The sequence below is a fragment of the Paenibacillus konkukensis genome, assembly GCF_023523925.1.
Lineage (GTDB): Bacteria > Bacillota > Bacilli > Paenibacillales > NBRC-103111 > Paenibacillus_S > Paenibacillus_S doosanensis.
Genome location: NZ_CP027059.1, coordinates 7,301,111 through 7,315,858 on the forward strand (window position 1 = coordinate 7,301,111; position 14,748 = coordinate 7,315,858).

The 14,748-nt window shown below is 53.6% G+C and carries 12 protein-coding genes; all 12 read left to right on the forward strand.

Features of this window, described 5'->3' with window-relative positions; all coding sequences use genetic code 11:
- The first annotated feature begins 68 nt into the window (after positions 1 to 68).
- Entirely contained in the window at positions 69 to 1,559 is a 1,491-nt protein-coding gene (locus SK3146_RS31735; RefSeq protein ID WP_249862546.1) for a UDP-N-acetylmuramoyl-L-alanyl-D-glutamate--2,6-diaminopimelate ligase, read from the forward strand.
- Entirely contained in the window at positions 1,552 to 2,949 is a 1,398-nt protein-coding gene (locus tag SK3146_RS31740; RefSeq protein WP_249862547.1) for a UDP-N-acetylmuramoyl-tripeptide--D-alanyl-D-alanine ligase, read from the forward strand. The genes SK3146_RS31735 and SK3146_RS31740 overlap by 8 nt, the downstream gene beginning before the upstream one ends.
- Positions 2,950 to 3,099: 150 nt before the next feature.
- Entirely contained in the window at positions 3,100 to 4,062 is a 963-nt protein-coding gene (gene mraY / locus SK3146_RS31745) for a phospho-N-acetylmuramoyl-pentapeptide-transferase (protein WP_249862548.1), read from the forward strand.
- A 3-nt stretch (positions 4,063 to 4,065) separates the two neighbouring features.
- Positions 4,066 to 5,484, forward strand: coding sequence for a UDP-N-acetylmuramoyl-L-alanine--D-glutamate ligase (gene murD, locus SK3146_RS31750; protein ID WP_249862549.1), 1,419 nt, complete (start codon positions 4,066 to 4,068; stop codon positions 5,482 to 5,484).
- 53 nt (positions 5,485 to 5,537) lie between these two features.
- Entirely contained in the window at positions 5,538 to 6,635 is a 1,098-nt protein-coding gene (spoVE, locus tag SK3146_RS31755; protein ID WP_249862550.1) for a stage V sporulation protein E, read from the forward strand.
- 5 nt (positions 6,636 to 6,640) lie between these two features.
- Positions 6,641 to 7,708: an undecaprenyldiphospho-muramoylpentapeptide beta-N-acetylglucosaminyltransferase gene (locus tag SK3146_RS31760; RefSeq protein ID WP_249866503.1), complete on the forward strand. Its 1,068-nt coding sequence runs from the start codon at positions 6,641 to 6,643 to the stop codon at positions 7,706 to 7,708.
- Positions 7,709 to 7,926: 218 nt separating this feature from the next.
- Positions 7,927 to 8,832, forward strand: a complete 906-nt coding sequence (gene murB / locus SK3146_RS31765; protein ID WP_249862551.1) for a UDP-N-acetylmuramate dehydrogenase — start codon at positions 7,927 to 7,929, stop codon at positions 8,830 to 8,832.
- Positions 8,833 to 8,847: 15 nt separating this feature from the next.
- Positions 8,848 to 10,116: a UDP-N-acetylglucosamine 1-carboxyvinyltransferase gene (gene murA / locus SK3146_RS31770; protein ID WP_249862552.1), complete on the forward strand. Its 1,269-nt coding sequence runs from the start codon at positions 8,848 to 8,850 to the stop codon at positions 10,114 to 10,116.
- Positions 10,117 to 10,388: 272 nt separating this feature from the next.
- A complete protein-coding gene (locus SK3146_RS31775; RefSeq protein ID WP_249862553.1) occupies positions 10,389 to 11,342 on the forward strand; it encodes a cell division protein FtsQ/DivIB in 954 nt (317 codons plus the stop codon).
- Between the two features lie 184 nt (positions 11,343 to 11,526).
- Complete coding sequence (gene ftsA / locus SK3146_RS31780) at positions 11,527 to 12,777, forward strand: cell division protein FtsA (RefSeq protein WP_249862554.1); 1,251 nt, start codon at positions 11,527 to 11,529, stop codon at positions 12,775 to 12,777.
- Between the two features lie 46 nt (positions 12,778 to 12,823).
- Positions 12,824 to 13,957: a cell division protein FtsZ gene (gene ftsZ, locus SK3146_RS31785; protein WP_249862555.1), complete on the forward strand. Its 1,134-nt coding sequence runs from the start codon at positions 12,824 to 12,826 to the stop codon at positions 13,955 to 13,957.
- A 190-nt stretch (positions 13,958 to 14,147) separates the two neighbouring features.
- Entirely contained in the window at positions 14,148 to 14,594 is a 447-nt protein-coding gene (locus SK3146_RS31790; protein ID WP_249862556.1) for a flavodoxin, read from the forward strand.
- The last annotated feature ends 154 nt before the right edge of the window (positions 14,595 to 14,748 follow it).

Consider the following 14,748-nt stretch of genomic DNA (forward strand, 5'->3'; position numbering starts at 1 on the left):
TTTGGGCTTTTCATCGGCGCTTTTTTTGTCCATAATAGATACCATGTGTAAAAAACGGAGGGGGACTCATGCAGCTTAAGGAACTGGCTTCTCAGCTAGCGGTCAGCCATATTTTGGGTGACGGGGAAACGGTGGTTACCGGTATTCAAACCGACTCGCGCAAAGTTCGGCCCGGCGATCTGTTCCTGTGCATTTCCGGCCTTGTCACGGACGGTCATCAATATGCGGCCAAAGCGGTGCAGGCGGGGGCCGCAGCATTGGTGGTCGAGCATGATGTCGATGTGGAAGTTCCGAAACTTGTAGTGAAGGATAGCCGGTATGCGATGGCGGTCATCGCCTGTCACTTCTACGGTTATCCGAGTCGAGAGATGAAAATGATCGGTGTGACCGGGACTAACGGCAAAACGACCAGCACGTACTTGATCGACGCTATTTTATCGGGTCAAGGCTTTCGCACCGGCTTGATGGGCACGATTCAGATGAAAATCGGTTCGCAAGTGACCGATATGGAACGAACGACGCTTGAAGCGGTCGACCTGCAGCGCCATCTTAGACAGATGGCGGATGTCGGAACGGATTATTGCATTATGGAAGTGTCGAGCCATGCGCTGGATTTGGGAAGAGTGAAGGGCTGCCGCTTCCGGACGGGGGTTTTTACCAATTTAACCCAGGATCATCTGGATTATCACGGAACGATGGAACGGTACCAGGCGGCCAAAGGCTTGCTGTTTTCGCGGCTCGGCAACGAATTCACCGGCCGCTCCGACGAGCGCCAGTTCGCGCTGCTGAACGCGGACGATCCGGCTTCGGCCGAATATGCCAAACAGACGGCGGCGCAGGTCGTTACCTATGGGATCGACTCGGAAGCGGATGTGAGGGCGGAGCGGATTGAAATTTCGTCCAAAGGAACGCGGTTTCGCTGCGTGACGTTCAAAGGAACCGCCGATTTTCAGACGAAGCTGGTCGGCAAGTTTAATGTGTACAATTCGCTTGCTGCGATTGCGGCAGCATTGCTGGAAGGAATCGAGCTGGACGCCGTTAAGTCGAGCCTGGAGGCCGTTCATGCGGTAGACGGACGGCTGGAGGTCGTCGATGCGGGTCAGCCGTTCCTCGTTCTTGTCGATTACGCCCATACGCCGGACGGCTTGGACAACGCTCTGTCTACCGTCAAGCAATTTACCAAGGGACGCGTCTTATGCGTGTTCGGCTGCGGCGGAGACCGCGACCGCACGAAGCGTCCGCTCATGGGCAAGGTGACGGCGAAATACAGCGATTATTTGTACGTCACATCGGATAATCCGCGGACGGAAGATCCCGGACAAATTTTGCTCGATATCGTGCCGGGGATCGAGCAGTCCGGAATGCCGGCCGAGCGCTACGAGCTGATTGCCGACCGCAGGGAAGCGATCGAAAAAGCCATTGCTCGGGCAACCCCTGACGATGTAGTATTGATTGCGGGGAAAGGGCATGAAGCGTATCAGGAGATCATGGGTGTGAAGCATGATTTTGACGATCGTCAGGTTGCCAAAGAAGCGATAAGGGGACGATTCCGTGATTAAACGAACTTTAGAACAAATAGCGGCTATGGCTGGAGGCGCCTTGACGGCCGGAGCGGAGAGCCTTACGGTCCACGGGGTTTCCAAAGATACGCGGACGCTGCAGGAAGGCAATCTGTACGTGCCGCTCATCGGCGAATCGTTCGACGGGCATCAGTTTGTGAAGGACGCCGCAGCCAAAGGAGCGGTCGCTTCCCTGTGGCAGAAGGATCGTCATCCGCGACCAGCGGACATTCCGCTCATTGTGGTCGACGACACGCTTGAGGCGCTGCAGCGGCTTGCCAAAGCGTACCGCTTGGAGCTGCCCGTGCGAATTGTAGGTATTACGGGCAGCAACGGGAAGACGACGACGAAGGATATGACGGCCTCGGTACTAGGCTCTTCCTTTCAAGTGCACAAAACGTTAGGCAACTACAATAATCATATCGGCCTTCCGCTGACGCTGCTGCAGCTTGACGAGAATACGGAAATCGCCGTTTTGGAGATGGGCATGAGCGGGCGCGGCGAAATCCGTTTTCTATCCGAGCTTGCCGAGCCTGAGCTGGTGATCATTACCAATATCGGCGAAGCCCATCTCTTGCAGCTCGGCAGCCGGGAAGAAATCGCCCGGGCGAAGACGGAAATACTGGCCGGGCTGCAAGAGGACGGCACCTTGATCTACAACGGCGACGAGCCGCTGATCGAGCAGGTGCTCCCGGAGCTTGCGCAGGGCGGCATGAAGGCGAGCCGCTACCATCGCGTGCGATTCGGAGCAAAGGAAGATAATGATTTGTACCCGATCGACGTTCGTATGGATCAGTCGGGAACTCATTTCGGCATCCGGCGGTTTGACGGTGTTTCCTTTTATATTCCGCTGCTTGGCTTTCACAATGTCGTTAACGCTTTGGCGGCGGTTGCAGCCGGCATTCATTTCGGCATACCGGCGGTAGTTATCGCCGAAGGGCTGAAGCAAAGCGTGATGACGGGCATGCGCATCGAAATGCTGAAGGCTCCCTCGGGCCTGACGATTCTTAACGATGCGTACAACGCAAGCCCTACGTCGATGAATGCGGCCTTATCGCTGCTGCAGGAGCTGCAGGGCTATAAGCGGAAAGCCGTCGTTCTGGGCGATATGCTGGAGCTTGGGGAGCAGGAAGCGGAGTTTCACCGTGAGATCGGACGATTGCTGGACCCTAAACGGATTGATCGCGTGTACGTGTTCGGGACGCTGGCGCGGCATATTGCCGAGGAAGCGGCGCGGACATATTCGCCCGGACATGTGGTCGTCTTCAACGACAAAAGCAGGCTTGCCCAGGCGGTCGCTTCCTTCGTCGGACCCGAGGACGTCGTTCTGGTCAAAGGCTCAAGAGGCATGAAGCTGGAGCAGGTCGTCTCGCTGCTGCAGCAGTTATAGCGGCAATACAATCAAATAGGCTTATGAAGTAACTTTCCTTCGGAAAGTTTTAAAGCGGATGCTTACGAAGTCAACTTTCCTTCGGAAAGTTCTAAAGCGGATGCTTACGAAGTCAACTTTCCTTCGGAAAGTTCTTAGGGGGACTTAATCGTGGATTTTAAAGTGGTCATGATCACATTGGGGGCGGCGTTTCTGCTCGCCGTCATAATGGGGCCATTATGCATACCTATACTTAGAAGACTTAAATTCGGCCAACAAATCCGCACGGACGGACCGCAAGGGCATCTCAAGAAGGCGGGCACGCCGACGATGGGCGGAACGATCATTCTTCTGGCGCTGGCGCTGGCGGTGCTGCGCTTTGCCGATAAGAGCATGGAGATGGTCATCCTGCTGATCGCGTCTTTAGGTTACGGTCTGGTAGGCTTCCTGGACGATTATATCAAAATTTTCCTGAAACGCTCGCTCGGTCTGACAGCCAAACAAAAGCTGCTCGGTCAGCTGATCGTTTCGGTCATCGTCTGTATTTTGCTGGCCAAAATCGGGCACAGCACCGACGTGCGCATTCCTTTTATCGATTATACGATTCCCATGGGATGGCTTTATTATCCATTTGTTATCGTCATGATGCTCGGCACGTCCAATGCGGTTAATTTCACCGACGGCCTCGACGGTTTGCTGGCCGGAACGAGCGCGGTCGCGTTCGGCGCCTACGCCATCATCGCGTTGAACAACACGCAGCCGGATGTGGCCGTATTCTCGGCTGCGATGGTCGGAGCCGTGCTGGGATTTCTCGTCTTTAACGCACACCCGGCCAAAGTGTTTATGGGGGATACCGGTTCGCTCGGCATTGGCGGCGGGCTGGCGGTCGTGGCGATACTGACCAAGGCCGAAATTTTGCTGGTGCTGATCGGAGGCGTTTTCGTAGTGGAAGTGCTGTCCGTCATCATTCAAGTCGTTTCATTTAAAACAAGAGGCAAACGGGTATTTAAAATGAGCCCGATCCATCACCATTTTGAGCTGGTCGGCTGGTCCGAATGGCGCGTCGTCATTACGTTCTGGGCGACAGGCATCGTGCTTGCGGGAATCGGACTTTATCTGAATGAGGTGTTGTAGCATATGAACCATCCGCGATCGTATCGAAACGAACAAGTAGTCATTCTCGGCTTGGCCCGCAGCGGAGTCGCTGTAGCCAAGCTCTTTCACGAACTGGGCGCTATTGTCACGGTAAATGATAAAAAAGAACGGAACCTATGCCCCGAGGCCGATGAACTTACGGCTCTGGGTATTTCTGTTATTTGCGGCAGTCATCCGTCCGGGCTCATTCACGAAGGCGTGAAGCTGGTTGTCAAAAATCCCGGCATCCCTTATACTATTGAACCTATCGTTCGTGCGCTCGAGCTTGGCATCGAGATCGTTACGGAGGTGGAGGTAGCTTATCACGTATGTCAGGCGCCGATGATTTGCATTACCGGCTCCAACGGCAAAACGACGACGACGACATGGATCGGCCTAATGCTGGAAGAAGCGGGAATGAAGCCGATCGTAGCCGGCAATATCGGGCGCGCGCTGACCGAGGCCGCTCTGGAGGCGGGAGAGGACAACACCATGGTCGTTGAATTAAGCAGCTTCCAGCTAAAAGGTACATGCGATTTCAAACCGCAGATCGCCTGCCTGCTCAATGTATACGAAACGCATTTGGACTACCATGGCACGATGGACGATTATATCGCCTCCAAGGCCAAGCTGTTAGCTAATCAGGGCCCGGAAGACACCGCTGTGTTGAACTGGGACAAACCTGTCTGCCGCCAAATCGCCGAGACCGCGAAGGCGCAGGTGCTGCCCTTCTCGATTATGGAGGAGCTCGATTACGGCGTTTTCGTGCGGCCGTCTTTTGCCGCCGACGTTCCCTCTGAGCAGAGACAGATCGTGTACCGCGACAAATCCGGGGAAGATCATCTGATCGTTCCGGTGAAGGAGCTCGGCATCCCGGCTTCGTTCAATGTGGAGAACGCGCTGGCCGCCGTATGCGCCGCCTTGACGGCGGGAGCGCCGATCGAAGCGATCGTCCGCGCGCTCAAGCAATTTCACGGGGTGGAGCATCGGCTCGAACATGTCGCCACCAAAGACGGTGTCATATTCTATAACAATTCCAAGGCGACCAATGCGGCCGCTACCATCAAAACGATAGAGTCGTTCGAGCAGAACGTTGTGCTGATCGCCGGCGGTCTGGACCGCGGTTCGGATTACATGGAGCTGCTGCCCGTATTTAAAGACAGAGTCAAGGGGCTCGTCGCCATCGGTCAAACGAAAGAGAAAATAACTAATGTTGCCAAGCTCGCAGGCATGAGTCTCGTGAAAACGGTCGATACTGCTAACAATGTGCAGGATACGGTAAGCGAGGCGGTTCGCGAAGCCTTCCGCATGGCCGAGGCGGGAGACGTCGTTCTTCTGTCGCCGGCGTGCGCCAGCTGGGACATGTTTCCTTCCTATGAGGAAAGGGGAAGCATGTTTAGGCAGTCCGTGCATAACCTTTAAGAGGGGGGCATACAAGCCTACCCTACCATTTTGCGAGGTAAGAGGTGGCGCGTATGGCAAAAGCACGTTCTGCTCCAGATGTGACAATGTTGGTTTGTACCTTGATGCTGCTAGTCATCGGCGTAGTGATGGTTTACAGTGCCAGCGCCGTACTGGCGTTTCATGAATTTGGGGACTGGTACTATTATTTGAAGCGGCAGTTCCTGTTCGCCGTACTCGGCGTCGTGGCGATGGTTTTTACGATGAACGTAGATTATTGGGTTTGGAAAAAATACGCCAAGATCGGCCTCATCGTCTGCTTTGTCCTGCTATTGATCGTGCTGATTCCCGGCATCGGCGTCGTGCGGGGCGGGGCCCGGAGCTGGCTCGGCATCGGATCGTTCGGCATTCAGCCGTCGGAGTTCATGAAGATGGGAATGATCTTGTTCCTCTCCAAGCTGCTGTCCGAACGGCAAAAGCAAATTACGCTGTTTACCCAAGGGCTGATGCCGCCTCTGGGGCTTGTGGGCCTTGCCTTCGGCCTCATCATGCTGCAGCCCGATCTGGGAACCGGGGCTGTGCTGGTCGGGGCGTCGCTGTTGATCATTTATACGGCGGGGGCGCGCCTCATGCACTTGTCGTATCTTGGCATGGTTGGAGTCGCCGGCTTCGTCGGGCTCATCATTGCGGCGCCTTACCGGTTGAAGCGGATCACCGCTTTCCTGGACCCGTGGCAGGACCCGCTTGGAGCGGGCTACCAGTCGATCCAGTCGCTCTACGCGATCGGGCCGGGCGGCCTGGTCGGTCTCGGCCTCGGCATGAGCCGGCAAAAGTACAGCTATTTGCCGGAGCCGCAAACGGATTTTATTTTTTCCATTATCGCCGAGGAGCTCGGGTTTATCGGGGGCTCTTTCGTTCTTATTTTATTTATGCTGCTGGTATGGCGCGGAATGCGCACGGCGATTACGGCGCCGGATACGTTCGGGAGCCTGCTTGCGACCGGCATCGTCGGCATGATCGCCGTACAGGTCGTCATTAACATCGGCGTCGTCATAGGCATGTTTCCCGTCACCGGCATTACGCTGCCGCTCATTAGCGCGGGCGGGTCCTCGCTTACGTTAATGCTGACATCGATAGGAATTTTATTAAATATTTCCCGTTACGCGAGGTGAACGGCTTGAAAACCATCGTCTTTACAGGAGGCGGTTCGGCAGGGCACGTGACTCCTAACCTGGCTATCATAGCGAAATTGAAACAGCTCGGTTGGGATATTCAATATATCGGCTCCAAAGAAGGCATCGAAAAAGAAATTATCCAGCATGCAGGCATTCCTTTCCATCATATTTCCTCCGGCAAGCTGCGCAGATATTTTGATCTGAAAAACATCAAGGACCCGTTTAAGGTCGTTAAAGGAATCGGCGAAGCTTACTTGCTGCTTAGACGGCTGAAACCTTCCATCGTATTCTCCAAAGGCGGCTTCGTCTCGGTGCCCGTCATCATCGCCAGCTGGCTGAACCGGATTCCCGTCATCAGCCATGAATCCGACATGACGCCGGGGCTGGCCAATAAAATATCGATACCGTTCGTTCAGCGCATTTGCGTCAATTTTCCGGAATCGCTGCAGCATATCAAAGGCGGCAAAGGCATCTGCACGGGCCTGCCGATACGCGAGCAAATTCTCCGGGGAAAAGCTTCCAAAGGGCTTGAACTGTGCGATTTTCACAAGCAAAAGCCGGTTCTGCTCGTGATGGGCGGAAGTTTGGGCGCGCAGAAAATCAACGCCGCCGTCCGCGAATCGCTGGGTACGCTGCTCGAACGTTATCAAATCGTTCATATTTGCGGCAAAGGCCAATTGGACGAGTCGCTGACGAAGCGGAGAGGGTACCGTCAGTTCGAATATGTCAATGAAGAGCTGGCCGATTTGCTCGCCATGTCGGATCTTGTGGTGTCTCGCGCAGGAGCGACCTCGATTTTCGAGTTTTTGGCTCTGGGCAAGCCGATGCTGCTCATCCCGCTGACCCGGCAGGCAAGCCGAGGGGATCAGCTGCTCAATGCGGCTTCGTTCGAGAAAAAGGGCTACGCCCGCGTGCTGTTTGAAGAACAGCTCTCCGTCGATACGCTCGTTAGCGGCGTGAACGCCGTGTATGACGGGCGCAGCGAGATGGCGGCGAACATCCGCGCCAATGAGCAGGCCGGCGCCACAGCGGCGATTATCGAGCTGATCCAAGCTAGCAGCTTGAAGTGACGAGTCTCCTTTTGAAGAAACTGTCTGGGCTATTGTCACACTATTTCCGATCTTACATAAACTACACTATAACCGTGACAGACACCCGAGCTTATGAAGGTACACCGACAGCGCCTTAAGCTGTCCGCTTGAAAAGAAACGCATCGCGCGCATTCAGGCGAAAAGCAGCTGGCGTAACGGTACCGGAAGCCGGTCGTTCTGTGAAGGAGGTTTTCCCATTGCAACAGGTCATTGCGCAATTGCTTGGCGGGGCATACGGAACATGTCGTCCGGATGTGCCGCTCGCGCCTTATACCACTTGGAAGATCGGCGGTCCGGCCGATGCGCTGCTGATCCCGCAAAGCAAAGAGCAGCTTGTCGAAGCCGTCAAGCTACTGTATCGGCATCAGACGCCTTGGACCGTCATCGGGCGCGGCTCCAATATGCTGGTCACCGATAAAGGGATACGAGGCATCGTACTCAAGCTTGGCCCCGCGCTGGAAACGCTGAGGATAGAGGGCGAGGAGGTTCATGCCGGAGGCGCTTATTCATTTATGAAGCTGTCCCGCATGGCCAGCAAGGAAGGATTGACCGGATTGGAGTTCGCCGGAGGCATTCCGGGAACGGTGGGAGGCGCCGTCTACATGAACGCCGGAGCTCACGGGTCCGATGTGTCACGCATACTGTTAAGAGCTGAGGTGCTGCTCCCGACAGGAGAATTGGTGACGATGCAGCAGGCTGATTTGGAGTACGCCTACAGGCATTCCGTATTGCAGAAGCGGCCGGGAATCGTAACGGAGGCCGTATTCAAGCTGCAATTCGGCGACAGAAACGAGATAGCCGGAGCGATGGCCGCTTATCAGGACCGCCGCCAAAAGACCCAGCCGCTCCAACTGCCCTGCGCAGGAAGCGTCTTTCGCAATCCGGAAGGAGGCTTTGCCGCGAAGCTGGTGGAGGAAGCGGGCTTGAAAGGTTTCAAAGTCGGAGGAGCCGAGGTTTCAACTCTGCACGCCAATTTCATTGTCAACACCGGGCAAGCGACAGCTCAAGATGTGCTCACCCTCATTGAACAAGTACAGCGGATCATTTGGGAGAAAAAAGGGATCCGTCTTGTTCCCGAAGTATTGGTGGTGGGGGAGCGGTAAATCGGAGGTGGGACTTTGGAAAAGTTGGTTATCGAAGGTGGGAGACCTCTATCGGGAGCCATCAAAATTCACGGAGCGAAAAATGCCGCGCTGCCGATCATGGCGGCTTGTATGATGGCGGAAGGAACCGCCATGATTCGCAATGTGCCCGATCTATCGGATATCGAAGTCATGCTGGACATTCTGAAGGCTCTTGGCTGCCGGACCGATTATCATCAGGATACGGTAACGATCAATACGTCCACGGCTCATTCGCACCATATTCCGGAAAGCTTGATGAGCCAGATGAGATCCTCCATCTTCTTGATGGGGCCGTTATTGGCGCGCTTCGGCAAGGTTCAAGTCTACCAGCCGGGCGGATGCGCCATAGGAGAGAGAAAAATAGATTTACATCTCAGCGGACTTACCGCGCTCGGGGCGCAAATCGAAGAGGCCGGCAACACGATCGTTTGTACGGCTAAGGAACTGCGGGGCGCAGAGATTGTGCTTGATTTTCCAAGCGTGGGCGCAACGGAAAATATCATGATGGCCGCAACGATGGCCAAAGGTCTTACTACGATATCGAACGCCGCCAGAGAGCCGGAAATACAAGATTTGCAAAACTTCCTGAATGCGATGGGGGCTAACATTATTGGAGCGGGCACCGATACGATCACGATCGAGGGCGTAACGGAATTGACTCCATGTACTTATCGCATCATTCCGGACCGTATCGTCGCAGGAACGATGATGATCGCAGCGGCGGTCACAAGGGGCAACATCACGCTTGAAAACGTATGTCCCGCGCATTTGACATCGGCCATTCACGTGCTCAAGCGCGCAGGTGTTCAAATTGCGATTAACGGTGATATAATGAATGTGAGCTGTCTGACGAGGCCGAGGGCCGTCGAACGCATCGTCACCTCGCCGCATCCGTCGTTTCCTACCGATCTGCAATCGCAAATTATGGTACTGCTCTCTCTGGCCGACGGGCTCAGCATTTTGAAAGAAACGGTGTTTGAAGGCAGATTCAAGCACGTCGACGAGCTGTCCCGCATGGGAGCCGATATCCGCCTCGATTTGAATTCGGCCTTCGTCAAAGGGGTGCCGAGGCTGTACGGAGCGACCGTAGAAGCTACCGATCTGCGCGCCGGAGCTGCGCTGGTCATCGCGGGCCTGGCTGCCCAAGGAACGACCGTGATCGAGCAAATCCACCATATCGACCGGGGCTACGACCGAATAGAGCAGATGCTGTCGCGGCTCGGCGCAAGCATCCATCGCGTCACACCGGTTCCCAGCGAATAAGCACTTTTGAAATATTATACGAATTCCTTTTGACCATTGCCGCTGAATGATCCCCTCTTTTTTAGACGGGGATGTCGGCGGTTTACATAGTTTTCGCTTACGAAGTAGGCTTTCCTTCAGAAAGCCCTTAGCTCATGCTTACGAAGTAAGTTTTTGCTAATGCAAAAACTCAAAGCGGATGCTTACGAAGTAGGCTTTCCTTCGGAAAGCCCTTAGCTCAATGCTTACGAAGTAAGTTTTTGCTAACGCAAAAACTCTCAGGAGGGACAACCTTGCATACAGAAGAAAGATTGCCCGTCATCAAGAAGCCCAAAAAACGATCCCGAGGCAGCAAAAGGCTGCTGTTCCTGCTATTTCTTTTTTTCATCACGCTGCTGTGCATTCTATTCTTCCAATCGTCCTTAAGTAAAATATCCGAGATTCAGGTCGATGGGCAGGAATTGCTGACGGCCGAAGCGATACAGGGGGCTTCAGGCGTCAATGCGGGCGACCACTTTTTTTCCGTATCTTCCTCCGCCATCGAGCAGAAGGTTAAGTCGTTGAAAATGGTAGAATCGGTGGAAGCGACGAAGCATTTTCCGGGCGTCATTCACATTCAGGTCAAGGAATATCCGAGAGTGGCCTATCAATTCGGAGACGCCAACCAGCCCGAGGCGATCCTTGCGGACGGCAGCGTCGTTCCTGTCGGCGGCGACATCAATTTCGTGATGGACAAGCCCATTTTGACCGGCTGGGGGGCCAGTCCCGAGCTGAAGAACAAGCTGTGCCAGGCGCTCGCCTCGACCTCGCCGTCGGCGCTTACGGATATATCCGAGATCAAGCCCGATCCTTCGGAATCGTATCCCGACAAGATCAAAATGTATACGAGATCGCAGTTCGAAGTCATTACGACGATCGGATATTTGCCCGAAAAGCTCAAATACTTGGATACGTATATCGCCGATCTGAAGGAAAACAAGATCAGCACGGGCGTGCTGAAGCTGCTGGAGGCGGACACGCACGCTCCGTTCGACACGGATGCGGGCAAAACGGCCGGAAAAGACGGCAAAGATGCCAAAAGCAGCGCGGGCCAAGACGGCAAGACGGACAAAAAGACAACAACAACACCGACGCCAACGCCAACGCCGCCGGCTTCGGGCAATAACGCCGATTCGAAAAAAGAGTCCGACAATGCGCCGGCAGGCAAAGACACGAAAACATCTGATAAAGAAACGGGGCGAAATTGATACAAACACACTACTCAATCTTTGGAAATAATGATAGAATTGAGTTTATGGTATATTTGGCTACAAGTTTATTGAAAAAAGTTTGTGAAAAAAGAGGGAAAACCCTAACCGTGTGGAATAAGTACAGAAGCTTTCTTTTTCATCGAAGCTTATATCTAATACAAGACATAGGAGGTGCCACAGGTTGAGCAGCAATGACATCATTGTTAGTTTGGACATCGGTACATCCAAAGTTCGTGCTATTATTGGGGAAGTCGTTAACGGCGCCATTAATATAATAGGGGTTGGATCTGCCGACTCGGAAGGTATTCGCAAGGGAGCCATTGTCGATATCGATCAAACCGTACAGTCGATTCGCAACGCGATAGATCATGCGGAACGAATGGTCGGTATTCAAATAGCAGAGGTTTACGTTGGAATTTCCGGGAATCATATTGCTTTGCAATCTAGCCATGGCGTAGTAGCCGTTTCCAATGAGGATCGCGAAATCGGGGATGAAGATATCGAGCGGGTTATTCAAGCCGCTAAAGTGATACCTTTGGCTCCGGAGAGAGAAATCATTGGCGTGGTACCGAATCAATATTTAGTGGACGGTTTGGATGAAATTCACGATCCGCGCAGCATGATCGGCGTTCGGCTGGAAGTCGAAGCTACGATTATTACAGGAGCAAAAACGGCAATACATAACCTGCTGAGGGTAGTGGAGAAGGCGGGAGTGAAGGTGGGCGGCTTGATCTTGATGTCGCTTGCGGCCGGCCATTTATGTCTGTCCAAAGACGAGAAACAGGTCGGTACCGTACTGGTCGATATCGGGGCCGGGCAAACGACGATCGCCGTATTCGAGCAAAATAATCTGGTCGCCACTTCGACGATTCCGATCGGCGGAGAATACGTGACGAACGATATTTCCATCGGCCTTCGTACTCAGGTGGACATTGCCGAGAAGATCAAGCTGAAATTTGGATGTGCTGTTATCGAACATGCGGCTGAAGATCAAGTATTCAAGGTGAATCGGATCGGAAGCAATGTAGATAAGGAATTTTCGCAAGTGGATCTGGCCAATATCGTAGAACCCCGCGTGCAGGAAATTTTTCATTTGATTCATCTTGAGGTGCAGCGCCTAGGTTATTCGGGACTTCCGGGAGGATACGTCCTCACGGGTGGAACCGTTTCAATGCCTGGCATGCTGGCTGTCGCTCAAGCTGAGTTAGCTACATCTGTCAGAATTGCCGTGCCTGATTTCATCGGGGTACGTGACCCGTCTTATACTAGTGGGGTTGGGATTATTCAATACGCTTCTAAGTACTTGAAATCTGCGAAGCCAATGGGTGCCGTAAGAAAATCCGTTTCCAATCCCAAAAAATCAACCGTTGCCAGCGAGCAGAAGCCCTCGGCTATGGAACGATTCAAAAATTGGTTGAGCGAGTTTATTTAAAGGTGCGCCTGACTTATGAAGCTTAATGAGGGGGAAAATGAAGGCTATGTTTGAATTTGATATGGACATGGATAGTTTAGCTAAAATAAAAGTAATCGGTGCCGGCGGCGGCGGCAGCAATGCGGTCAACCGAATGATCGACAATGGAGTGAAGGGCGTAGAGTTTATTACCGTCAATACGGACGCCCAGGCGCTTCACTTGTCCAAATCGGACCAAAAAATGCAAATCGGCGATAAGCTGACCCGCGGATTAGGGGCGGGCGCGAATCCAGAGGTAGGCAAGAAAGCCGCCGAAGAATCCAGAGAACTGATTTTCAATACGCTTAAGGGCGCGGATATGGTGTTCGTCACTGCGGGCATGGGCGGCGGCACCGGTACCGGTGCCGCGCCGGTCATTGCAGAGATCGCCAAGGAATGCGGAGCGCTGACGGTCGGCGTCGTAACGAGACCCTTTACGTTCGAAGGACGGAAGCGCGCGATGCAGGCGGAGCAAGGGATTGCAGCGCTCAAGGAGAAGGTCGATACGCTGATCGTCATTCCGAACGACCGCTTGCTGGAAATCGTAGATAAGAAAACTCCGATGCTCGAAGCGTTCCGCGTAGCGGATAACGTGCTTCGCCAAGGCGTTCAAGGGATTTCCGACTTGATCGCCGTTCCCGGTCTCATTAACTTGGACTTCGCTGACGTGAAAACGATCATGACCGAGCGCGGCTCCGCATTGATGGGCATCGGTGTAGCGACAGGCGAGAACAGAGCGGCGGAAGCCGCCAAGAAGGCGATTCAAAGCCCCCTTCTCGAAACTTCCATCGACGGCGCGCGCGGCGTACTGATGAACATTACGGGAGGAGCGAATCTTTCCTTGTATGAGGTGAATGAAGCTGCAGATATCGTGGCGTCCGCTTCGGATTTGGAAGTGAACATGATCTTCGGCGCCGTCATCGACGAGAGATTTAAAGACGAAATTCAAGTAACGGTTATTGCGACCGGGTTTGAGAACAAGCCGGAAGCGCCGCCTCAATCGCGCAGACCGATGGGCGGAACGACGAGCTCCTCGGAAACGGCGTCGAGCGAAAGCCGCGTCAATAATCTGCGTCCGTTCGGAGGAGGCCAAACCTCCAACGATCAACTGGACATTCCGACCTTCCTGCGTAACCGCGGAAGAAGCAATTTCGATAAATAAGCCGTACGGCCTATAAACTCCTTGATCCTGAACCAGCGGATTCAAGGGGTTTTTTCGTTATGGGCGATAATGAAAATTTTTCATAGTAATGTATTGACATTTATCATGAGAATGATTATCATTTACATGTATTTGATACTGATAATCATTATCATAAAAAGATGAGCTTATATTTTCGGGAGGAATGGACATGTCGAAGATTATTATGGTTTTTGCCAGCATGACGGGAAATACGGAGGATATGGCCGACGCGATCGCCGAGGGCGTGCAAGAAGCCGGTGCAGAGCTTGACCAGAAAAATGTGATCGATGTCAATGCCGGCGTGCTTGAAGAATATGAAGGCATTTTGCTGGGTGCATATACATGGGGGGACGGGGATCTGCCGGACGAGTTTCTCGACTTCTACGAAGAGATGGACGATCTGGATCTGAGCGGCAAGAAGGCCGCCGTATTCGGTTCCTGCGATTCCTCTTATTCCGAGTACGGAGCTGCGGTCGATACGCTGATCGCCAAGCTGCAGGAACGCGGAGCCGAAGTCGTGCTGGACGGGCTGAAGGTCGAGCTGTCGCCGTCGCAGGACGAGAAGGAAACTTGCAAACAGTTCGGAGTCCAATTCGTTGGACATTTGGGATCATAATAAACATTCCGCATGGGGGGCTGAGGCCTCCCTTTTTTTCGTTACAGCCTCGCGCGTTGTCGGGCCATTTTCGTCTGCTGCAAAATTCCCGCCGCCGGCGCGCGCATGATATGACAAAAATAGTGACGTCTAATCGGCAAGTTTAGACAGACTT